General features: G+C 63.7%; 16 protein-coding genes. 5 read left to right on the top strand and 11 right to left on the bottom strand.

Annotated elements, in window-relative coordinates; translation table 11 throughout:
* Positions 1-2 precede the first annotated feature (2 nt).
* The 5 genes from HF916_RS18690 to HF916_RS18670 all read right to left on the bottom strand — a co-directional run bounded on the left by HF916_RS18690 (position 3) and on the right by HF916_RS18670 (position 5,599).
* Positions 3-521 (bottom strand): hypothetical protein, encoded by a 519-nt coding sequence (locus HF916_RS18690; protein WP_240975582.1) that lies wholly within the window; start codon positions 519-521, stop codon positions 3-5.
* Positions 522-609: 88 nt separating this feature from the next.
* Positions 610-1,092 (bottom strand): DUF2778 domain-containing protein, encoded by a 483-nt coding sequence (locus tag HF916_RS18685; protein ID WP_168790344.1) that lies wholly within the window; start codon positions 1,090-1,092, stop codon positions 610-612.
* 19 nt (positions 1,093-1,111) lie between these two features.
* Positions 1,112-1,588, bottom strand: coding sequence for an Hcp family type VI secretion system effector (locus tag HF916_RS18680; protein ID WP_168790343.1), 477 nt, complete (start codon positions 1,586-1,588; stop codon positions 1,112-1,114).
* Positions 1,589-1,835: 247 nt separating this feature from the next.
* Positions 1,836-4,460, bottom strand: coding sequence for an AAA family ATPase (locus tag HF916_RS18675; RefSeq protein WP_168790342.1), 2,625 nt, complete (start codon positions 4,458-4,460; stop codon positions 1,836-1,838).
* Entirely contained in the window at positions 4,457-5,599 is a 1,143-nt protein-coding gene (locus HF916_RS18670) for a metallophosphoesterase family protein (RefSeq protein ID WP_168790341.1), read from the bottom strand. The genes HF916_RS18675 and HF916_RS18670 overlap by 4 nt, the downstream gene beginning before the upstream one ends.
* A 225-nt stretch (positions 5,600-5,824) precedes the next feature.
* Between HF916_RS18670 and HF916_RS18665 the strand changes: the two genes are divergently transcribed.
* From HF916_RS18665 to HF916_RS18650, 4 genes are all read left to right on the top strand, one after another.
* Complete coding sequence (locus HF916_RS18665; protein WP_168790340.1) at positions 5,825-7,105, top strand: DUF445 domain-containing protein; 1,281 nt, start codon at positions 5,825-5,827, stop codon at positions 7,103-7,105.
* Positions 7,106-7,241: 136 nt separating this feature from the next.
* Entirely contained in the window at positions 7,242-9,194 is a 1,953-nt protein-coding gene (locus tag HF916_RS18660; protein ID WP_168790339.1) for an AI-2E family transporter, read from the top strand.
* A gap of 160 nt (positions 9,195-9,354) precedes the next feature.
* Positions 9,355-11,127, top strand: a complete 1,773-nt coding sequence (locus tag HF916_RS18655) for an FAD-dependent oxidoreductase (protein ID WP_168790338.1) — start codon at positions 9,355-9,357, stop codon at positions 11,125-11,127.
* A gap of 19 nt (positions 11,128-11,146) precedes the next feature.
* Positions 11,147-11,338, top strand: a complete 192-nt coding sequence (locus HF916_RS18650; protein ID WP_168790337.1) for a hypothetical protein — start codon at positions 11,147-11,149, stop codon at positions 11,336-11,338.
* Between the two features lie 56 nt (positions 11,339-11,394).
* Here HF916_RS18650 and HF916_RS18645 read toward each other — a convergent pair whose 3' ends face one another.
* The 3 genes from HF916_RS18645 to HF916_RS18635 are packed head-to-tail and all read right to left on the bottom strand — an operon-like array spanning position 11,395 to position 14,427.
* The gene (locus tag HF916_RS18645) at positions 11,395-12,378 is read right to left on the bottom strand and encodes a 2-dehydropantoate 2-reductase (RefSeq protein WP_168790336.1); all 984 of its coding nucleotides are present in this window, start codon (positions 12,376-12,378) and stop codon (positions 11,395-11,397) included.
* Positions 12,379-12,382: 4 nt separating this feature from the next.
* Positions 12,383-13,174 (bottom strand): class II aldolase/adducin family protein, encoded by a 792-nt coding sequence (locus tag HF916_RS18640; protein WP_168790335.1) that lies wholly within the window; start codon positions 13,172-13,174, stop codon positions 12,383-12,385.
* Positions 13,175-13,227: 53 nt separating this feature from the next.
* Complete coding sequence (locus tag HF916_RS18635) at positions 13,228-14,427, bottom strand: aromatic amino acid transaminase (protein ID WP_168790334.1); 1,200 nt, start codon at positions 14,425-14,427, stop codon at positions 13,228-13,230.
* Positions 14,428-14,653: 226 nt separating this feature from the next.
* Between HF916_RS18635 and HF916_RS18630 the strand changes: the two genes are divergently transcribed.
* Entirely contained in the window at positions 14,654-15,595 is a 942-nt protein-coding gene (locus HF916_RS18630) for a LysR family transcriptional regulator (RefSeq protein ID WP_168790333.1), read from the top strand.
* A 31-nt stretch (positions 15,596-15,626) separates the two neighbouring features.
* Here the strand turns inward: HF916_RS18630 and HF916_RS18625 are convergent, their stop codons facing one another.
* The 3 genes from HF916_RS18625 to HF916_RS18615 all read right to left on the bottom strand — a co-directional run bounded on the left by HF916_RS18625 (position 15,627) and on the right by HF916_RS18615 (position 18,313).
* Positions 15,627-16,445, bottom strand: coding sequence for a helix-turn-helix transcriptional regulator (locus HF916_RS18625; protein ID WP_168790332.1), 819 nt, complete (start codon positions 16,443-16,445; stop codon positions 15,627-15,629).
* A gap of 104 nt (positions 16,446-16,549) precedes the next feature.
* Entirely contained in the window at positions 16,550-17,677 is a 1,128-nt protein-coding gene (locus tag HF916_RS18620) for a hybrid sensor histidine kinase/response regulator (protein ID WP_168790331.1), read from the bottom strand.
* Between the two features lie 9 nt (positions 17,678-17,686).
* Complete coding sequence (locus tag HF916_RS18615; RefSeq protein ID WP_168790330.1) at positions 17,687-18,313, bottom strand: chemotaxis protein CheB; 627 nt, start codon at positions 18,311-18,313, stop codon at positions 17,687-17,689.
* Between the last annotated feature and the right edge of the window lie 2 nt (positions 18,314-18,315).

Below are 18,315 nucleotides of genomic sequence, written 5' to 3'. Positions count from 1 at the left end.
GGTTATGGTGTTTTTTTGTGTATGAACCGGCGTATCGCGAGGCAGCAGAGAAGCACGGGTGCGCCGATAAGCAGCGTGGCTACTGCCCAATACAAGTTCATGACATAGTCCAGCATATCGCCTTCGTTACCTGCCTTACTGCCTTGACCCGTGACTGACAGCCAGAGTCTGATTATCGCGCTGACAGAGGACGGTATATGCAACGGGTATGTTGTGAACGGACTCTGCAGGTACCATCCAAAATCACTAATGGCGAGAAGCGCAAGTAAAGATGCAATGAGGGTTACGGAAAAAGGCATCTTAGGCGTCTTCTCGCCACTCCTTCTTGCAACGAGATAGCGAGACAGCCACCCTTTGAATTTCGCCAGAGCAAAAGCAATCAATAACGTAGCAACAAACCAGTAGAGCAGCCACGCAAGCACTTCCATATCGTCAGGATTTTCCAGATATTCAGTGCCCGTGCAGTGTAGCGAGAATCGAATAAATGCTTCTACGCTGCTAGGCATCTCGACCGGAAGCATGTCGAGAAGATACGTTGTCTGCCAACCAGCAATGATCGATATCCCTATCAAAGCGGTGTAAATCGAAAATTGATTGCGAATTGCTTTTTCATTTCACGTCAACGGTTCCATAGGCTCGTAAAGCTGCGCCTGGCACGGGCACAGTCTGTCCCCGCGAACGAATGTATTTCTGAAGTCGATCGAATTCCTGAGGGTTCACGACGGTGATACATCCGTGACTCAACCTCAAATGCCCCATTGGATGCAGTCGGAAGTTACCGCGCTTGATGCCATTGATATTGGTCGTGTCTCCCGTCGCCGGATTCCAGAGCGTGAACCACTTTCGACGGTCGGTAGAGACGGAGTCGGTCGCATACCACCAATCGTACAGAAAACCCACCAAGCCCCCCGACTGGCGATCGACGAGATAGTAGGTCCCTTTCGGAATCGGTCCAACGTTTTCCACGGCCGTGTCATCTGGGTTATCTCTGCCATGACCAGTTCCCGAGAAGGCAGCAACGGACGCTGTCCCCTCGCACGAAAAAACCGAGTCCGTCTGCCCATTGAGAACAAAACTACATTTAACCGGCATATCCTCTGCCCCCGCTCGGTCAATTCGTCGTGTTGTTCTTGATATACAACGTCGCGGTCACCGCACCGCCGCTTCCTCCCAGCGCGTTTTGCACGAAGTACTCATGCTTCATCGTAGAAAAAGACAGGTGAACCTCTTCGTGGCACTCGTCGCCGCCGCCGATCGGCTCCACCTGGGTGACGACCACGTCGTACATCGTGATCTTGAGGTAATCGAATGGCATTCCCCCGGCCTTTCGCACAGTCAGCTTCACCTGATCGACATGCTTGCCTGTGAAACAATATCTGGCCAGATTCGGACTGGCGCGGTCCAACTTGTGCGTGAACTCAAGATCTGAAACGGTAGCCTTGCCCGCGCCACCGCCAGAGCCCGACATCATGGTCGAATCCTGTGAAACCTTCCAGCGCCAACCGATTACGTCGATTTCATTCAGATGCGAGGCATCCTGCGATTCGCCGTCGATCCCGTTAATCTTGATGAACGTATCCTGCGCCATTAACTATCCCCGTGACATTTGCGACTGTTCAGACGGTCGTCACGCGGACAGGCACAGGCATTCGGCACAAGCAGATTTGACTACTGTTGCCGAAAGGCTCAGACCGCAGCGAAGACTCGAATCAATAGTTTCGGGGGAAATGTTGATCCGTGAAGACGGATCTTTCTGCAAATTCACGTTGATTCATCGGCGGCGTGACGTCGTCCATGCAATCTGCATCGATCACGCCACGCCGCGCGTTGCACACCTAAGCCGCCACCTTCAAATCCTCAATCGCCCGCTGCTTCACGCCGAGGTCATCCCACAGTTCCGGGTGGCACGTGAACACCAGAATCTGATGCCGCGTGGCAGCGTCGATCAGCGCGCGCTTGATCGCGTCGCGCCGCGCGGCATCGGTATGCACCGCCGCATCGTCGAGCATGAGCAAGGTCGGCCGGCCCGATGCCTTCAGCAGATCCGCGTAGGCGAGCCGCGTCAGAATGCCGAGTTGTTCGCGCGTGCCGAAGCTCAGCGCATCAAGCGTGTCCGCGCGGCCAAAGCGGTCCAACGTGGCGGGGCTCAGATCATCGCCGAGTGCGATCGTCGATTGCGGGAAAATCCGCTTCAGATAATGCCCGAGCCGCTCGGTCAACGGCGCGCGCAATTGCGCGACCGCGGCGTCGCGTTCGTCGACCAGCACTTCGTCGAGCAGACTCAACGCGCTCGCGCGCAAGCCGAGTTCGTCCTTGCGCCGCGTGGCCTGTTCGACCTTGGCCTGCACCGCCGCCAGACGCTCGCCGAGACCGGACGCGCCGACCGTCTCCAGTTGACTGCGCAATCCCGCGATTTTCACCTGCCGCTCGTTCTGCTCGCCGCGCGCGAGTTCCGCCGACGCGCGATAGCGCTTCGCCTCAGCCGCCGGATCGTCGAGACGTGCCGCCTCCAGTTCACGCTCGCGCCCTTCGCGCTGCTTGCGTAATGCCTCGACCTGCACGCGTTGTTCGACGATTTTGGCTTGCCACTGCGCACGGTTGCGACAGAACACTTCGTCGTTCAACTGCGCTTCCTTGCGCTGCAACTGAGCCGAGAGCGATTCGGCATTGGCCGTACCGGTCGATTTTTTATCGGCCGCCTGGGTCAGCACTTTTCGCGCGGCTTCCAACGCGTCGCGCGCGATCTCGGCATTGCGGCGCGCTTCGTCAAGCGGTGATGCAGCCGACACGTCGGGCAGACCTGTCAGCCGCTCATTGGCGGCCTGCATGCGCGCCGCAGCCGTCGCCGACGCTGCGCGCAATGCCTCAATGCCCTGCGGCGCGTGCACGTCAAGAATCTTCGCCTGGCTCTTCTGTTGCGCGACCGCCGTCTTCCACCGCTCGTGCCGCGCTTCGCCCTCGCCGAGCGACGCGACGCCGAGCGCCTGCAACAACTGCGCATGCTGGGCTTCGAGCGACGCGAGTTCGGACAAACGCGCTGGCAGATCGGAGACACCCGGAATCACCCGCAATTCGCCGAGCGCGCCGAGGCCGATCCGCTTCTCTTCGTCCACACGCAGCACGCCCTCGCCGCTCACCGGTTTTTCGTCAACGGTAATCGCGCCGTTCAAGCGGTATTCGATGCGCGTCATCGCGGCTTCGGTCCGAGCGCGCAGCACGGTCAGCTCGCTGCCGAGCGTGGCGAGCCGCTTCAGCTTCGCCTCGTCGATTTCGAGCGTGGCCGCTTCGCGCGCGGCTTCGAGCACGGCATCGTTCGCCTTGCTGGCAGCTGCGATCGACGCTTCGAGCCGCTCGCTCTCGGCGCGATAGAGGCCGATCTGGCTGCGCAGATCGGCCGCGGTCACTGCCGCGTTGGCCAGTTCGAGCGCGCGATTGGCATCGGCGAAAGCCTGCTCGAATTGCGTCACGCTGGCCGCGGCTTGCGCGTGTTCGGCCTGGACCGCCGCCACGCTCGCCCGCAGCGCATCGAGTTGCTGACGCTCGCGCGCCACGGCCGCTTCCAGTTCGAGCGCGTTCTGCTCCTGTTGTAACGGCAGTGCCAGTTCCGCTTCGCTCGCCTTCACCGACTGCTCAAGTCCTTTGAGGCTGCCCTCGAGTTGCACGACGGCATCGGCGCGTAATTGCGCCTGCACGGCTTTCTGCTCGTGAAGCTCCCAAGGGCGCTTGCGTTGCGTTTCGTCGAAGGTTTGCTGCTGCGTGGCGAGACTTGCAATGTTCGCCTCGAACTGTTGACGCTGCTGCTCAAGATCCCCACGCTCTTCGATCAACCTGGCTAGCGTCTGTTCCGCCTCGGCGAGCGGCCCAGTGGACTTCTGCGTGCGCGCGGTGAGCAGTTGCCGAAGCTCGCGCTGCACGGCGGCGATCAACGCATCCTCTCCAGCCGATTCACGGCCGCCCGAGAGTTGCGACAGCGCATCGCGCAGATACTGCGCCGCATGGCCGGTGGAATCGCGCATCTCCTGCGTGCCGCCTTGCTGCACCCACAATAAACCGGGAACGCCCGCGTTCTCGGCCTTCAACGGCCCACGCGCCGGGCGTGAAAAACCGAGCAAGGCCGCGAGCTTGTCTTCGGCTTCATCCTCACCGAACGCGCTCTGGCCGATCCTCAACTCGCAGCGCTGCCGCGTGACGAACTGCTTCGACAATCGACACGCCATACCGTCCAGCTCGAAACTCACTTCGACCGACGGCTGCCCGCTCGCCTTGCCCCACGGCAACAGGTCTTTCAGATGCGAGGCTTTGTAGCGCTCCAGAAACACGGCGCGCACGGCTTCGGCGATGGTGCTCTTGCCGGCCTCGTTCGGACCGACGAACAGATTCAGCCCGGGCTGCAGATCGTCGATGACGAGCTTGCCGGTGAACTGCTTGAACTCCTGAATCGCAATACTTTGCAGCTTCATGCGGACCTCGCTTCGCGCGGCAGTTCACGTTGAAAACGCGCCAGAAGCAGCAAGGCCTCCGCCGCGCGCTTGACCTCTTGCGGGTCGGACTGCGGGTCCTCCTGCAAGCCACGCAGACGCGCCACCACTTTCGCGAGGTAACCGCTTTGCGCGCCAAGTTCAGCGAGGTCGTCGTCGGTGGGCAGCACTTGCAGGCCGCTCAAGTCGACGCGCAAGGCCCGCACGCGTGCGCGGGCTTCTTCCACGGCGACGTGAAGCGCTTCGGCGTCGGCCAGCGCTGCCGTGCCATCGACCGTCACGCGCAGCACGTCGTGGCTGCCCAGCGTGGCCAGACGCGCCTTGAGTGAATCAACGTCAGTCGGCACGGCGATGGTTTCGTCCCAACGATGCCATTGATATTGACCGACCCGCACCGGCTCGACCACCGGCGACGCGCCCGGTTCACTCAGCGTCACGTCGAGCATGAAACCCGGATCGTTAGCACGGAAGCGGTCCTGCTCGTGCGTGCCCGCGTACCAGATGCGCTCATCGACACGCAGATGCCCGTGCCAGTCGCCGAGCGCCAGATAGTCGAGACGCGCGCTCGCCGCACGCGTCGGCGCAATGGGATTCGACGAGTCGATGCCTTCCTGCAGAATTCCGCTCACGCTGCCGTGCGCAAGGCCGACGCGGTGATAGCCAAGTGGCGTCTCCGCGCTGTCGAAGAAACCGGTGGTGTCGTCGTAAGTGATGCGTTGCGTGAGCGGCGCGCACAGCAACGCGCACCGGCAGTCGTCCAGCAGCACCACGCCAGGTTCGAGCACCACGCGCACATTCGGCGCGATGCAGTTCAGGCGCTGCGCGCGCGTCCAGACGCTCTCGACGAGCGCGGCATCGTGATTGCCCGGCAGCATGATCCACGGCCCGGCGAAGGCTTGCAGCGCACCGAACAGACGGCGGATCACCGTATCGGAGACGGTTTGCAGATCGAATACGTCGCCGGCCACGAGCACCGCATCGACATTGCGCGCGGCGGCTTCGCCGGCGATCCGGCGCACGGTCTCGAAGCGCGCCTCGGCAAGATGCGCCGCTTCATCCGGCTCGAACTGGCCGAATTGCGTGCCGATCTGCCAGTCCGCGGTGTGCAGAAACCTGATCACTGTGCCTCCCTTCCGTTTCATTCTGTTCAATCGCAATCTGCCTCGCGGGGCTAGGCTGCGCAGTCTAACCGCAGATGTTACCGTGCTCGCGTGGCAAAGCTAGTCCTTGACGGCCGGCGCGACCTGGCCCATGCGCTGACGAGCGGCGCTACACTCGCGTTTCCGGACGCGAGAGCCAAGCGCACCGCATCCCTCAATCGACCTGGACCCGTTGCCCTGCCGCCGATGAACAAAGCAATCGAACTGAAGAAGGCCAAGCGCACCCCGCTCCTGCTGTTGTTCGCCGCCGCCTGCGTTTTCGTGGTGACCGCGTTCATGACGCCCGGCATCTGGGTGGACGGCATCAAGGCAATCGCCGAGGCCGCGATGGTGGGCGCGCTCGCCGACTGGTTCGCGGTGGCCGCCCTGTTTCGCCGCGTGCCGATCCCGGTCGTCTCCGCGCACACCGCGATCATCCCGAGGAACAAGCATAAGATCGCCGACAACCTCGCGGTGTTCGTGCAGGACAAGTTTCTGGATGTGCCTTCGCTGGTCGGTCTGATCCAGAAGCACGACCCGGCGCGCAGCATCACCGCGTGGCTGACGCAGCCGGAAAACACCGCGCGTTTGGGCGACTACGTCGTCAAACTCACCAGCGGCATTCTCGAATTGACCGACGACGTACGCATTCAGGTTTTCATCAAGGACGCGCTGCGCGACGTGCTGGCCAAGGTGGATCTGTCGCAATCGATGGGCTCGATTCTCGACACGCTAACCAAAGACGGCCGTCATCAGGAACTGCTCGACGCCGGCATCGAACAGGTCGTGGCGCTGCTGCGCGAACCGCGCGCGCGCGAGTTCATCGCCGAACGAATCGTCGATTGGGTAAAGAGCGAGTACCCGACGATGGAGAAGATTTTGCCTTCGGCATGGCTCAGCGAGAAAGGCGCCGAAGCCATCGCCAACGCGGTCAATCGCATGCTCGAACAGATCAGCGAGAACCCCACGCATGAGCTTCGCCAGAAGTTCGACGACGCCGCGCACAAGCTGATCGTCAAGCTCAAAACCGATCCCGCGTTCCTGCAAAAAGGCGAGGAACTGAAACGCTATCTGGTGGAAGGCGACGCGCTCAGTTCGTATGTGAAAGACATGTGGGGCGAATTGCGCGCGTGGCTCAAGCGCGATCTGCAAAGCAGCGACTCCGCCCTGCACGCGCGCGTGGTGGCGATGGGCCAATGGGTCGGCCGCGAGCTCGCGCACGACCCGGCGTTGCGCCAGTCGCTGAACGATCACCTCGAAGAAGCCGCGCGCTCTATGGCGCCGGACTTCGCGCGGTTCCTGACGCGCCACATCAGCGACACCGTCAAGAACTGGGACTCGCATGAGATGTCACGGCAGATCGAACTGAACATTGGTAAGGATCTGCAATACATCCGCATCAACGGGACGATTGTGGGCGGCTTTATCGGCCTGCTGCTGTATGCGAGCTCGCAATTGCTGGGCTTGCTGCGTCTGCACATGGGATGAGCAATAGGCCGTCCTGCATCAAAGCGCCTACAATCCGGGCATATGAATTGCTCATGCGCTGTGCCCGGACGTCCTCTCCCTGTCCGCGAGCGGCCCGTATAAAAACGACAGCGCGTCTCAATCGGAAAGTGTGCTCATGAAAATCTCGTTACCGCCGTCTGGGCGGCCGAACCGCGTTTACCCGCCGGGCACGCCGAGTCTGCACGGCCTCGCGTCGGTGATTACCGGCGTGGTGGTGGTGTGCGGCTTGTACTTCGGCCGCGCGGTGTTGATTCCGATCACGCTGTCGGTGTTGCTCAGCTTCCTGCTCGCCCCGCTCGTGCAGATGTTGCGGCGTTTCCATATGGGGCAATTGCCGTCGATCTTCATTGCCGTGTTGTTCGCGTTGGCCAGCTTGCTCGCCGTAGGTGCGCTGATCACCGCGCAACTCGTGCAACTCGCGGCCGACCTGCCGCAGTATCAGGAGGCGATCGAGCAGAAGATCGAAACGGTGCAGGAAAAAACCGTCGGCCGCGCCGATTCGCTGATGAGCCGCGCCGCCGTCGCTCTGCAGCGCGTGGCCCCGCCCAAACCGAACCCGCCGCGTCCCACCGGACGCGCCGCGCGCAATGCGCCCGCCGTGCCGCAGCCAGTCGAAGTGCACGAGCCGTCGCCCACGCCGATGCAACTCGCGCAACGTGCGTTGTCGCCGGCCATCGCGCCGATCGAAACGACCTTCATCGTGCTGGTCGTGACGATTTTCATCCTGCTGCAACGCGAGGATTTGCGCGACCGTTTGATCAGCCTGTTCGGCTCGCGCGATCTGCACCGCACCACCACCGCGATCAACGACGCCGCCGTGCGGCTGTCCCGCTACTTCGTCGCGCAACTGGGTGTGAATCTGAGCGCAGGTGGTGTGATCGCCATCGGGCTCGCCATCATCGGCGTGCCGGGTGCGCTGCTGTTCGGCGTGATCGCCGCGTTGCTGCGCTTCGTGCCATATATCGGCATCTGGATCGCCGCGATTCTCGCCGTGTTTCTCGCGGCCGCGATTCAGCCGCAATGGACCATGGCGGTCTATACGCTGATCCTGTTCATCGTCGTCGACGTGGTGGCCGGGCAGATCGCCGAGCCGCTGCTGTATGGCCACCGTTCCGGCCTGTCGCCGCTCGCGGTGGTGGTGGCGGCGATTTTCTGGAGCTGGCTGTGGGGGCCGATCGGCCTCGTGCTGTCGACACCGCTCACGTTGTGCGTGGTCACGCTGGGCCGCTACGCCGACCGGCTGAACTTTCTCACGGTGCTGCTGGGCGATCAGCCCGCGCTCACGCCCGCGCAGAACTTTTATCAGCGGCTGCTCGCGGACGATCCGCACGAGGCGATCGTGCAAGCGGAGCGCCTTTTGCGCGAGATGTCGCTGATCGACTACTACGACAAGGTCGCGCTCGAAGGCCTCAAGCTCGCCCGTAACGATGCAATGCGCGGCGTGCTGATGCCGGACCAGTTACAGCGTATCAACGACGCGCTGGTGGACATCGTCGAAAACCTGGAAATCGCGGATGGCTTGCCGGACCGTATGGCGCGCAGCGAACCCGCCGATACCGCGAGCGCGCTGCTCGCTTCGGCCTCGGCCGATCTTTCCGAGCGGCACGACAGCCACATCTCGGCGCACCCACAGACACACCGTGAAGCAGAAAAAACGTCCGTGCTGTGCGTACCCGGACGCGGTTCGTTCGACGAAGTCACCACCGCGATCGCCGTGCAGTTGCTCGGCCGTCAGGGTCTCGCGCCGATGATGGCGACGCACTCGGGCTACCGCAGTGCGCGCGCCGACGAACCGAATTTCAAGGACGCGCCGATCATCTGCATCGTCTCGCTCGATGCGCCCGAATCGCCGCCGTATCTGCGCAACATGCTGCGGCGCACGCGCGAATGGCGGCCGCGGGCGACGCTGGTGGTCGGCGTCGGCGGCGCGCCGGAAGGCGGCCCGGAGATGGGCGCGACCGGCGCTTCGCACGCGGCCCCCACCTTCCGCGCGATGATCGAGGAATGCCAGGCGGCGTCGAGCTTGCCGCACGCGCGCCACCCTTCGCATGTGGGCGGAGCGGACTAAACGCCTTCGCTGTCGGTACAGCCGCCCGACGCCGCTGTACCCAAAATGAGGACAGCCATGCGCGCCCCCTCCTTCATACTTCGCTATCGATTCGCACCGCCTCCAAGAGCTAACCAGCCCCGGCGGGCGATCCCCGGCATCGAAGATCCAGGAGACACGCATGAGCCGCCCCTTCAAACCCTATCCGTTTTCGCCTCGTCACTATGAGGGCGTGGTGCCACCGCTCGTCGATGGGCGGGATCCTGTCAGGCGGCCCGTGGCGATTGTCGGCGGCGGGCCGGTCGGCATGACGCTGGCGCTCGCGCTGGCTCGCCAGGGCGTGCGCTCGGTGCTGATCGAAGCCGACGACGGCGTCTGCACCGGCAGCCGCGCGATCTGCATCTCGCGGCGCAGTCTGGAAATCTTCAAGCGACTCGGCGTCGTGCATGGCTTCCTGCAAAAAGGCTTGCCGTGGACAGGCGGCCGCAGCTTCTACCGCGATAGCGAAGTGTTCCGCTTCGCCATGCATCAGGACGACGAGCAATCGCTGCCGCCGATGATCAACATCGCGCAATATCAGATCGAACAGTTGCTGCTCGACGAAGTGGAACGGCATGCCGACCTGATCGAGATCCGCTGGCAGACGCGCGTGACCGGCATTGAACAACATACGGCCGAAGGCGGCCGCGCAAACCTCGACAGCGCGGACAGCATAGCCAGCGCAACGCTCGCACTGCGCACCGGCGACACCGCATGGCAAATGCACGCCGACTGGGTGGTCGCCTGCGACGGCGGCCGCAGCACGATTCGCGAGGCGCTCGGTCTCAAGCTCACCGGCACCACGTACGAAGGCCGCTACGTGATCGTGGATATCGAACTGGACAGCGCGCGCGCCACCGAGCGCCTCGCCTATTTCGATCCGCCGTCCAATCCCGGCTCGACGGTGCTGGTGCACAAGCAGCCCGACAACGTCTGGCGCATCGACTACCAGCTTCGCGACGACGAAGACCCTGAGGCCGCCGTGCAGCCCGAGAACGTCATGCCACGCGTGCAGAGCGTGCTCGACTCGATGGGCGAAACCGGCGCATGGTCGCCGATCTGGATCACCGTCTATAAGGCCAACGCATTGACGCTCGAACGCTACCGGCACGGCCCGGTGCTGTTCGCGGGCGACGCCGCGCATCTCGTGCCGATTTTCGGCGTGCGCGGCGCCAACTCCGGTATCGACGACGCGGACAACCTCGGCTGGAAACTGGCCTGCGTGGTGAACGGCGTGGCGTCGCCGCGTCTGCTCGACAGCTACAGCGACGAGCGCGTGTTCGCCGCGCGCGAGAACCTGAGCTACGGCATGAAGAGTACAGAGTTCATGGCACCGCCCTCGTTCGCCTTCGACCTGATGCGCCGGGCCGTCCTCAGTCTCGCTGAGCATCATGCGGCGGTGCGTCCGTTGATCAATCCGCGGCAGACGCATGCGATTGCCTACGCGCAGTCGCCGCTCAACGAAGCCGCGGGCGACGCGGCCGGCGCTTTCAAGCAAGGCCCGGCGCCCGGCACCGTGCTGCCGGAATGCCGGCTCCAACGTAGGGACAAGGACGTGGTCGTCGATATTCATCTGACGGATCTGCTCGGGCCTTGCTTCACCGCGCTGCGCTTCGGCGCGAACGGAAACGCGAACGCGAACGTGGACTCGACGCAGGACAGCGCGTGGCAGCAGTTGCAAAGCACGCTTGCCGACCACGGGATTCCGTTCAAAGCCGTCACGTTGGTGAAGAACGACACGCAAAACGCCACGAGCTCAAACGTAGTCGATCACACCGGCCGTCTGCACGACATGCTCGACGCCACGCCTGGCACGGTCTATCTGGTTCGTCCCGATGGCCATGTACTCGCCCGCTGGCGCGACGGCAGCGCCGCGGCCACGCAGCGCGCCATCAGCGCGGCGCTGACGCTCTAATACAAAGGAGGCAAGCATCATGACCGATAGCGATCTCGACCTCGTCTACACGACGCTCTGCAAGACCCTCACGAACGAAGGTGAAGCTCACGCGCCGTTGTATCTGGGCCGCCTTGCGATGCTGTGCCTGACCGAACTCGACAACCCGCGGCGCGCGTTGTCGTTGATCGAAGCGGCACGGCTGCCGGCTTCGACTGCGGTAACGGCATAAGGCGTAAAAAAAGCCGCCGCGCCATGTGAGGCGCGGCGGCTTTCCCTTGAGGACTGTTACTGCTTCGGATACAAACCCAGCGTGCTCGCATGCAGGCGCGCGAGACCGAGCAACGCATCGGTATACGGCGTAGCGACGCCTGTCAGTTGTCCCAGTTCGCGCACCGCGGCCACCAGCGCGTCGAGTTCGACCGCTTTACCCGCCTGCACGTCCTGCAGCATCGAGGTTTTCATCGCGCCGAGTTTCAGCGTGACCTCGTGGCGATCCGCCGGCTCCTGGTCGATAGGAATGCCGAAGCGTGCGCCGATTTCCTTGGCCTCCAGCATGATGCTCGTGACGAAGTTGCGGGCCAGCTCGTCGCTGAGAATCCGGTCGGTGGTCGCGCCGGTGATGGCGCTGATCGGATTCATCGTCATGTTGCCCCACAGCTTGTACCAGACGTCGCGCTGAATCTGCGCCGACATCGACGCATTGAAGCCGGCCGCCGCGAGCGTGGCCGTGAGCGCCGCGACGCGCTCGCTCGGCTGTCCCGACGCCTCGCCGATAATCAGCCCGTTACCCTGATGATGCCGGATGACGCCCGGCGCTTCGACGAGACAGCTGGCGTGCACCACGCAGCCCACCGTTTGCGCGCTCGGAATCGCGGCGGCAATCGCGCCATCGGGATCGATTGACTTCAGCCGCTTGCCGGCGAAGTCCGCGCCGAGTCCGTCGCAGAACCACCAGGGCACGCCGTTCATCGCGGTTAATACGATGGTCCGCGCGCCAAGCAGCGGCGCGATCCGCGCGGCCACCGACGCCATCGCCGGGCCCTTGACGGCGACCACGACGAGATCCTGCACGCCGAGATCCGCGGGCTTCTCGCTCGCGTTCACCTTGACGGCATGCGTGACGCCGCCTTCGATCAAACGCAGGCCGTGCTCGCGCAGCGCATTCAGCGTCTCGCCGCGCGCCACCACGCTCACGTCATGGCCGGCCTGCGCGAGCTTCACGCCCATCCAGCCGCCGATCGCGCCCGCACCGTAGATAGCTACTTTCATCGTTTCAATCCTTGTAACTGGCATCGATGCGGTCCACTCGCCGCACCAACGCATCGAACACATCCTGGCCCGCGCCGTGACGCGGATCGAACTGCAACGCGTCGCGCGAGCAGCGAATCGCGACGTCTTCCGGCACCGGCCGCGCGCGGCCCATCGCAAACGTCGCCATCTGGATTTCGCAGGCGCGGTTGAGCGTCCACAGGACCGCGAAAGTTTGCGGCAAGGTGTGGCCCCACGCAAGCAGGCCATGGTTGCGCAAGATCACCGCCTGCCTGTTGCCGATATGTTCGAGCAGGCGCGGGCCTTCGTCCGCGTGCACCGTGATGCCCTCGAAGTCGTGATACGCAATGCGGTCGTGCAATTGCGCGCTGTAGAAGTTGGTCTGCTGCAGACCGTCTTCCAGACAGGCCACGGCGACGCCCGCCGTGGTGTGCGTGTGCATCACGCAGTGCGCGTCGGGCAAGCCTTCATGAATCGCCGCATGCACGACGAAGCCGGCCGGATTCACCGGATACGGCGAGTGATCGAGCACGCGTCCCTGTGCGTCGATCTTCACGAGGTTGCTCGCGGTCACTTCGCTGTAGTGCAGCCCGAACGGATTGATCAGGAACTGCCGCTCGCCGCCGCTCACGCTGGCGGGAACGCGCAGCGTGATGTGGTTGTAGATCATCTCGGTCCAGCCGAGCATGTCGAAGATCCGGTAGCACGCTGCAAGCTGCACGCGCGCATGCCATTCATCCGGATGCATCGCGTGGGCCTTCGGCGCGCTCGGCGCTTGTATATCGAGGGTGGTCATTGGGGTCTCCCTTGTCGACCGCTGCTATCGTTATGTTGATCGAACAGGCGCGCTTACGCGCCCGACACCACGGCCGCGATCGACGACGCCACATACTCCGCGTTGCGTTCGTTCAGACCGGCCACGCACATACGCCCGGAGCGCAGCACATACACCGCGTATTCGCTGCGCAGTCGCTCCACCTGGCTTTCGCTCAAGCCCGTATAGGTGAACATGCCGCGCTGTGCGACGTAGCGCGCGCGCATCACTTCATCCACACGGCCCGCGAGTCCGGCGTGAATCGTGCCGCGCATGGCGAGAATCCGCTCGCGCATGGTGGCGAGTTCCGCTTCCCACGAAGCGCGCAACGAGGCATCCGCGAGCACGTTGGCGACGAGCCGCGCGCCGTGCGTCGGCGGATTGCTGTAGTTCGCGCGCACCGTCGACATCAATTGGCCGAGCACGCGGCCGGCCTCTTCCGCGCTCTTGCAGACCACGCTCAACGCACCGACACGCTCGCCGTACAGCGAGAAATTCTTCGAGAACGAATTCGCGGCGATCAACGGAATGCCCGCGTCGGCCAGCAGACGCACGCAAGCGGCGTCCTCTTCAAGACCGGCTCCGAAACCCTGATAAGCCATATCGACGAAGGCGATCAACTTGCGGCGCTGCAATACCGGCACCAGTTCGGCCCATTGCGCCGGGCTCAGATCCACGCCGGTCGGATTGTGGCAGCACGCGTGCAGCAGCACGACGCTTTGTTCCGGCAAGCGGCCGATCGTCTCGATCATGTCGGCGAAACGCAAGCCGCCGGTGTGTTCGTCGTAATACGGATAGGTGTTGACCGTCAGCCCCGCGCCTTCGAACACGACGCGATGGTTTTCCCAGCTCGGGTCGCTGATCCAGATCTGCGAGCCGGGGAAATAACGCTTCAGGAAATCGGCGCCCACTTTGAGCGCGCCCGATCCGCCGATGGTTTGCAGCGTCGCGATCCGCCCCGCCTTGCGCGCCTCGCTGTCCGCGCCGAATACGAGTGCTTGCGCCGTATCGCGATAGAGCGGCAGGCCGGCCATCGGCAGATAGGAGCGCGGGCCGATCGAATCGAGCAACGCGGTTTCGGCGCGGCGCACCGCGTCTATCATCGGCAGCTTGCCGGCGTCGTCGAAATAGATGCCGATGCTCAGATTGACCTTGTTCGACCGCGGGTCGAGTTGAAAGTCTTCGTTCAGGCTCAGAATCGGGTCGCCTGGATAAGCGGGAATGTGGTCGAACATGGCAATTCCTTGAATGCGGCCGCGCTGCGGCCTCGGTGTGGCGCCCGGTATGGCGCGCGTGTGGCGAAACGACAGCCCGCGTGAACCGGCTTGACTCAGACTAGCGAGACGGAAGTCTAAGCGGGTTTGGCTGGGTGCGTCGATTGGGACAAGTCTCCGCGCATGCGGCACGCTGCACAATCAATCGATTTTTCACGATTCGTTAGTTTTTCTTTAGAATCGCCCAATGCCACTCACACGCGTCACCATCCGTCAGTTCGAAGCGTTTCTCGCCATCGTCGATCTGCATAGCATCGGCGCGGCGGCGGACCGGCTCGGCCTGACTTCTTCGGCGGTCAGCCAGTTGCTCGCCGACCTCGAAAAGGAACTGGGCTTCCGCCTCTTCGACCGGACCACGCGGCGCGTGAATCTGTCGAGCGCGGGGCAGGATTTTCTATCGTCGGCGGAATCGGTGTTGCGCCACGTGCGCGCCGCCGCTCAATCCGCCGACGACATCCGCAACCGCGCCGCCGGCATCGTGCGGATCGGCGCACCGCTCGTGCTGGCGGCGACCGCGCTGCCCGCGGCCATCGCCGAATATGCGCGCGACAAGCCGAAGGTGGTCGTGCGCATTTGCGACACCGTGGTCGAGCAACTGGTGGAACGCGTGGAAAGCGGCGACGTGGATCTCGCGATCGGCCCTGACCGGCAAAGCGGCACACGCGTGCGTTGCGATCCGGCGTTCGCGAGTCCGTGGGTGATGTGGTGCGCGCCGACCCATCCGTTGAACACGCGCCGTCGCGTGCAGTGGCCGCATTTGCGCGACGTGCCGATCGTCGCCACCGGCCGCGACCACGAACGCGCGGTCGGGCAAATGCTGGCCAATCTCCCGGTGGAAGCCCGCATCATTCCGGTGGACGTGGTGGACAACGTCACCACGGCGTTCGGCCTCGCCTCACAAGGGCTGGCCATCACGCTCGCGCCGGCTTATGTCGCGCCATTGGCGCGCACCTTCGGGCTGGTGATGAAGCGCATCGTCGATCCCGAAACGATCCGCGAGGTGTGCGTGTATCGCTCCACCGAGCGCGCGCTGTCGCCGCCCGCCGACGGTTTCGCGGATTTCATCATGCCGTGGTTGAAGCGCTGGGATCGCGAGACGCAGGCCGAAGTGCGGCTCAGGCGTGCGTGACGGCTGACGGGTGACTGCTGAGCCCGGCGGCTCAGCCCCGCTCGGGCACCATGCACAGCGCGAACAACTGGCGCTGGTTCGAGATGCCGAGCCGCGCGTAAGCGCGCTTCTGATAGGTAATCACACTCGCAGGCTTGACGCCCATTTGCAGCGCGATTTCAGCGGCGCTGGCGCCTTCGAGCGTGCCGCGCAGCACATCGAGTTCGCGCGGCGTGAGAGCCGGGCAAGCGCGCCTGACCCGCGCCAGCATCGCGGCGGCCGAGCCCTGCTGATGCTGTCCATTCAGCGCGTAATGGCCCTTCGCCGCGTGTGCGAACAAGTGCGCGAGGCTTTCCACGCGCTCCAGTTCGCCCGGCTGAAACACACCATAGGCGCGGTCGCGATACAGATTGATCGACAGCCAGACGCTTTCCATAGGTTGCACGAGCAGCGACAACCGGTCGGACACGTTTGGCTGCGCGTAACAGGCCGCGCGATAGGCTTCGTTTTCGATCTCTTCGCTTTGTTGCTGGTGCAGCACCAATGCGTCGCGTGCCGGTTTGTCGTGCGGCCGGCCGATGATCGCGCGGTTGCCGTCGAGCGCATAGAAATGCGTGGCGTAGCGATCGGCGACGTCGCGCAGAAAGCGGCCACCGCGATGATCGGCGGCGGACACCGTGCGCGGCCTGGCGTCGAATTCATAGGCGAAGATGGTGCACTGCGAGACCGGCAACGTATCGCCGACCGTTTTCAGAATGCTCGTGGCGAGCGCATCGGCATCCGCATGCGAAATCGACATGACGAGCTCGGTCGCGCGCAAGGTGCTGATCTGTTCGCTGCGATGCGGTGGAGAAATGCGCCAGGAACGCATGATGGAAGTCGGGTCGCCGTGCTGTAGTTCGGTTCGGCAAGCGTAGCACAGCGGAACCTGCGGCAAGTTTTTCACAGGCCGCGCAACGCCGCGCGTAGCGCCGCTTACTTCCCCGTAAACGACCCGCGCTGGAACGTCACCATTCTTGGCAACTCGATCGTAAAGACCGTGCCTACGGTTTCGTCGGAATTCACGCTGACGTTGCCGCCGTGCATGCGCGCGATTTCCTGCACGATATGCAGGCCCAACCCCAGCCCTTCGCGCGAGCGCGCACCGCTGTTGTTCGGGCCAAACGCCTTGAACAGATGCGGAAACACCTCGGCCGGAATCGTGCCGCGATTGGCGACCTTCAGACGCACGGACTCGACCGCTTCGCCATCCACCTCGACGCCGATATCGCCACCCGGCGCGCCATGATGCAGCGCATTGCTCACCAGATTCGACACGGCTTGCCAGACGAGGTCGGTATCCCACGCGCCCGACGTATTGCCGCGGCTCGCGAACACGATCTGCTTGCCGTTCTCACGCGAAGCGAATTCGTCGATCACCGAGCGGCACAGCGTCGCCAGTTCGATCGAGCGCGGCTGCAACGGCAGGCGCCCGCCCTGCAAACGCGCGAGATTGAGCAACTGATCGACCATGCGCGCCATGCGCAGCGAACTGTTCTTCACGCGCGCGGCCACCGTCACCGACTGTTCGTCGGCCGCCGTGCGCATCAGATATTCCGCCGACGCGAGCACCGCGCCGAGCGGCGTGCGCAGATCGTGACTCAGCACGGCCATCAGCATTTCGTTGGCTTCGAGCATCTGCCGCGTGGTGACGAGTTGCGCCGCAAGCTGACGCTTCTGCTGTTCGAGCTGCACGAATACATCGACCTTGGATTGCAGAATCCGCGGATCGAACGGCTTGTAGAGAAAGTCGACCGCGCCGGCCTCATAGCCGCGGAACGTGCGCGACGCATCTTGCGCCGTTGCCGTCAGAAAGATGATCGGCACATGCGAGGTGCGCGGGCTGCCACGCATCAGCGCGGCCAGTTCGAAGCCGTTCATGCCGGGCATGTTGACGTCGAGAATCGCCAGCGCGACTTCGTGCTTGAGCAGCAGGTCGAGCGCCGCCGTGCCCGAGTCGGCCACCAGCACGGCAAGATCCGGCCGGGCCAGCAAGGCTTCGAGCGCCGTGATGTTGTGGACGATGTCGTCGACGATCAGAATGTTCACAGGTGAGTTCGTCATGGCATCGGGTCAGAAAGAGGCCGGCAATGCAGCAAGCCGCCGGGCCATGGTTTCGGGAGTGTAGATAAAATCCGCGGCGCCGCGTTCAATCGCGGCGCGCGGCATTTCGGGGGAAGCAGCAGTGTCCGGCGCCTGTACCCAGGCCGTGCCGCCCAACGCGCGCACACGCTTTAGGCCTTGCGCGCCGTCGTCGTTGGCGCCCGACAGCAGCACCGCCAGCAGCCGTTCGCCATACACGGCGGCGGCCGATTCGAACAGCACGTCGATCGAGGGACGCGAAAAACGCACGGCGGCGTCGGTCGACAGCGCAACAGTGCGGTCCACTTCCACCAGCATGTGATAGCCCGGCGGCGCAATGTGCACGCGGCCCGGCATGATGCGCTCGCCCGCATCGGGCTCGAGCACCGGCAACGCGCAACGATGTGCGAACGCATGCACGAGATAGCTCGGCGAATCGGGCGGCAGGTGCGTGACGATCATCACGGCCGGTGCAAAGCCCGCGGGCAGCGCGCCGAGCAGCGTGTTCAGCACTTCGATGCCGCCCGCCGAGCCGCCGATCACGACGAGTTCGTAGCCGCGCGCCGCTGCGGCGCGCGCTTCGGCATCGACGGTTGGCTGGACAGTTGGGCGTGGCATCA

The organism is Paraburkholderia aromaticivorans (assembly GCF_012689525.1).
GTDB lineage: Bacteria > Pseudomonadota > Gammaproteobacteria > Burkholderiales > Burkholderiaceae > Paraburkholderia > Paraburkholderia aromaticivorans_A.
The sequence above is the reverse complement of the archived record's forward strand: the minus strand, read 5'-3'. Positions and strand labels throughout refer to the sequence as shown.

Coding starts and splice junctions, on each gene's coding strand:
- HF916_RS18615 (WP_168790330.1), bottom strand. CDS start 18,313: ATGCCACGCCCAACTGTCCAGCCAACCGTCGATGCCGAAGCGCGCGCC.
- HF916_RS18630 (WP_168790333.1), top strand. CDS start 14,654: ATGCCACTCACACGCGTCACCATCCGTCAGTTCGAAGCGTTTCTCGCC.
- HF916_RS18690 (WP_240975582.1), bottom strand. CDS start 521: ATGCTTCCGGTCGAGATGCCTAGCAGCGTAGAAGCATTTATTCGATTC.
- HF916_RS18635 (WP_168790334.1), bottom strand. CDS start 14,427: ATGTTCGACCACATTCCCGCTTATCCAGGCGACCCGATTCTGAGCCTG.
- HF916_RS18640 (WP_168790335.1), bottom strand. CDS start 13,174: ATGACCACCCTCGATATACAAGCGCCGAGCGCGCCGAAGGCCCACGCG.
- HF916_RS18660 (WP_168790339.1), top strand. CDS start 7,242: ATGAAAATCTCGTTACCGCCGTCTGGGCGGCCGAACCGCGTTTACCCG.
- HF916_RS18625 (WP_168790332.1), bottom strand. CDS start 16,445: ATGCGTTCCTGGCGCATTTCTCCACCGCATCGCAGCGAACAGATCAGC.
- HF916_RS18665 (WP_168790340.1), top strand. CDS start 5,825: ATGAACAAAGCAATCGAACTGAAGAAGGCCAAGCGCACCCCGCTCCTG.
- HF916_RS18650 (WP_168790337.1), top strand. CDS start 11,147: ATGACCGATAGCGATCTCGACCTCGTCTACACGACGCTCTGCAAGACC.
- HF916_RS18680 (WP_168790343.1), bottom strand. CDS start 1,588: ATGGCGCAGGATACGTTCATCAAGATTAACGGGATCGACGGCGAATCG.
- HF916_RS18655 (WP_168790338.1), top strand. CDS start 9,355: ATGAGCCGCCCCTTCAAACCCTATCCGTTTTCGCCTCGTCACTATGAG.
- HF916_RS18645 (WP_168790336.1), bottom strand. CDS start 12,378: ATGAAAGTAGCTATCTACGGTGCGGGCGCGATCGGCGGCTGGATGGGC.
- HF916_RS18685 (WP_168790344.1), bottom strand. CDS start 1,092: ATGCCGGTTAAATGTAGTTTTGTTCTCAATGGGCAGACGGACTCGGTT.
- HF916_RS18620 (WP_168790331.1), bottom strand. CDS start 17,677: ATGACGAACTCACCTGTGAACATTCTGATCGTCGACGACATCGTCCAC.
- HF916_RS18675 (WP_168790342.1), bottom strand. CDS start 4,460: ATGAAGCTGCAAAGTATTGCGATTCAGGAGTTCAAGCAGTTCACCGGC.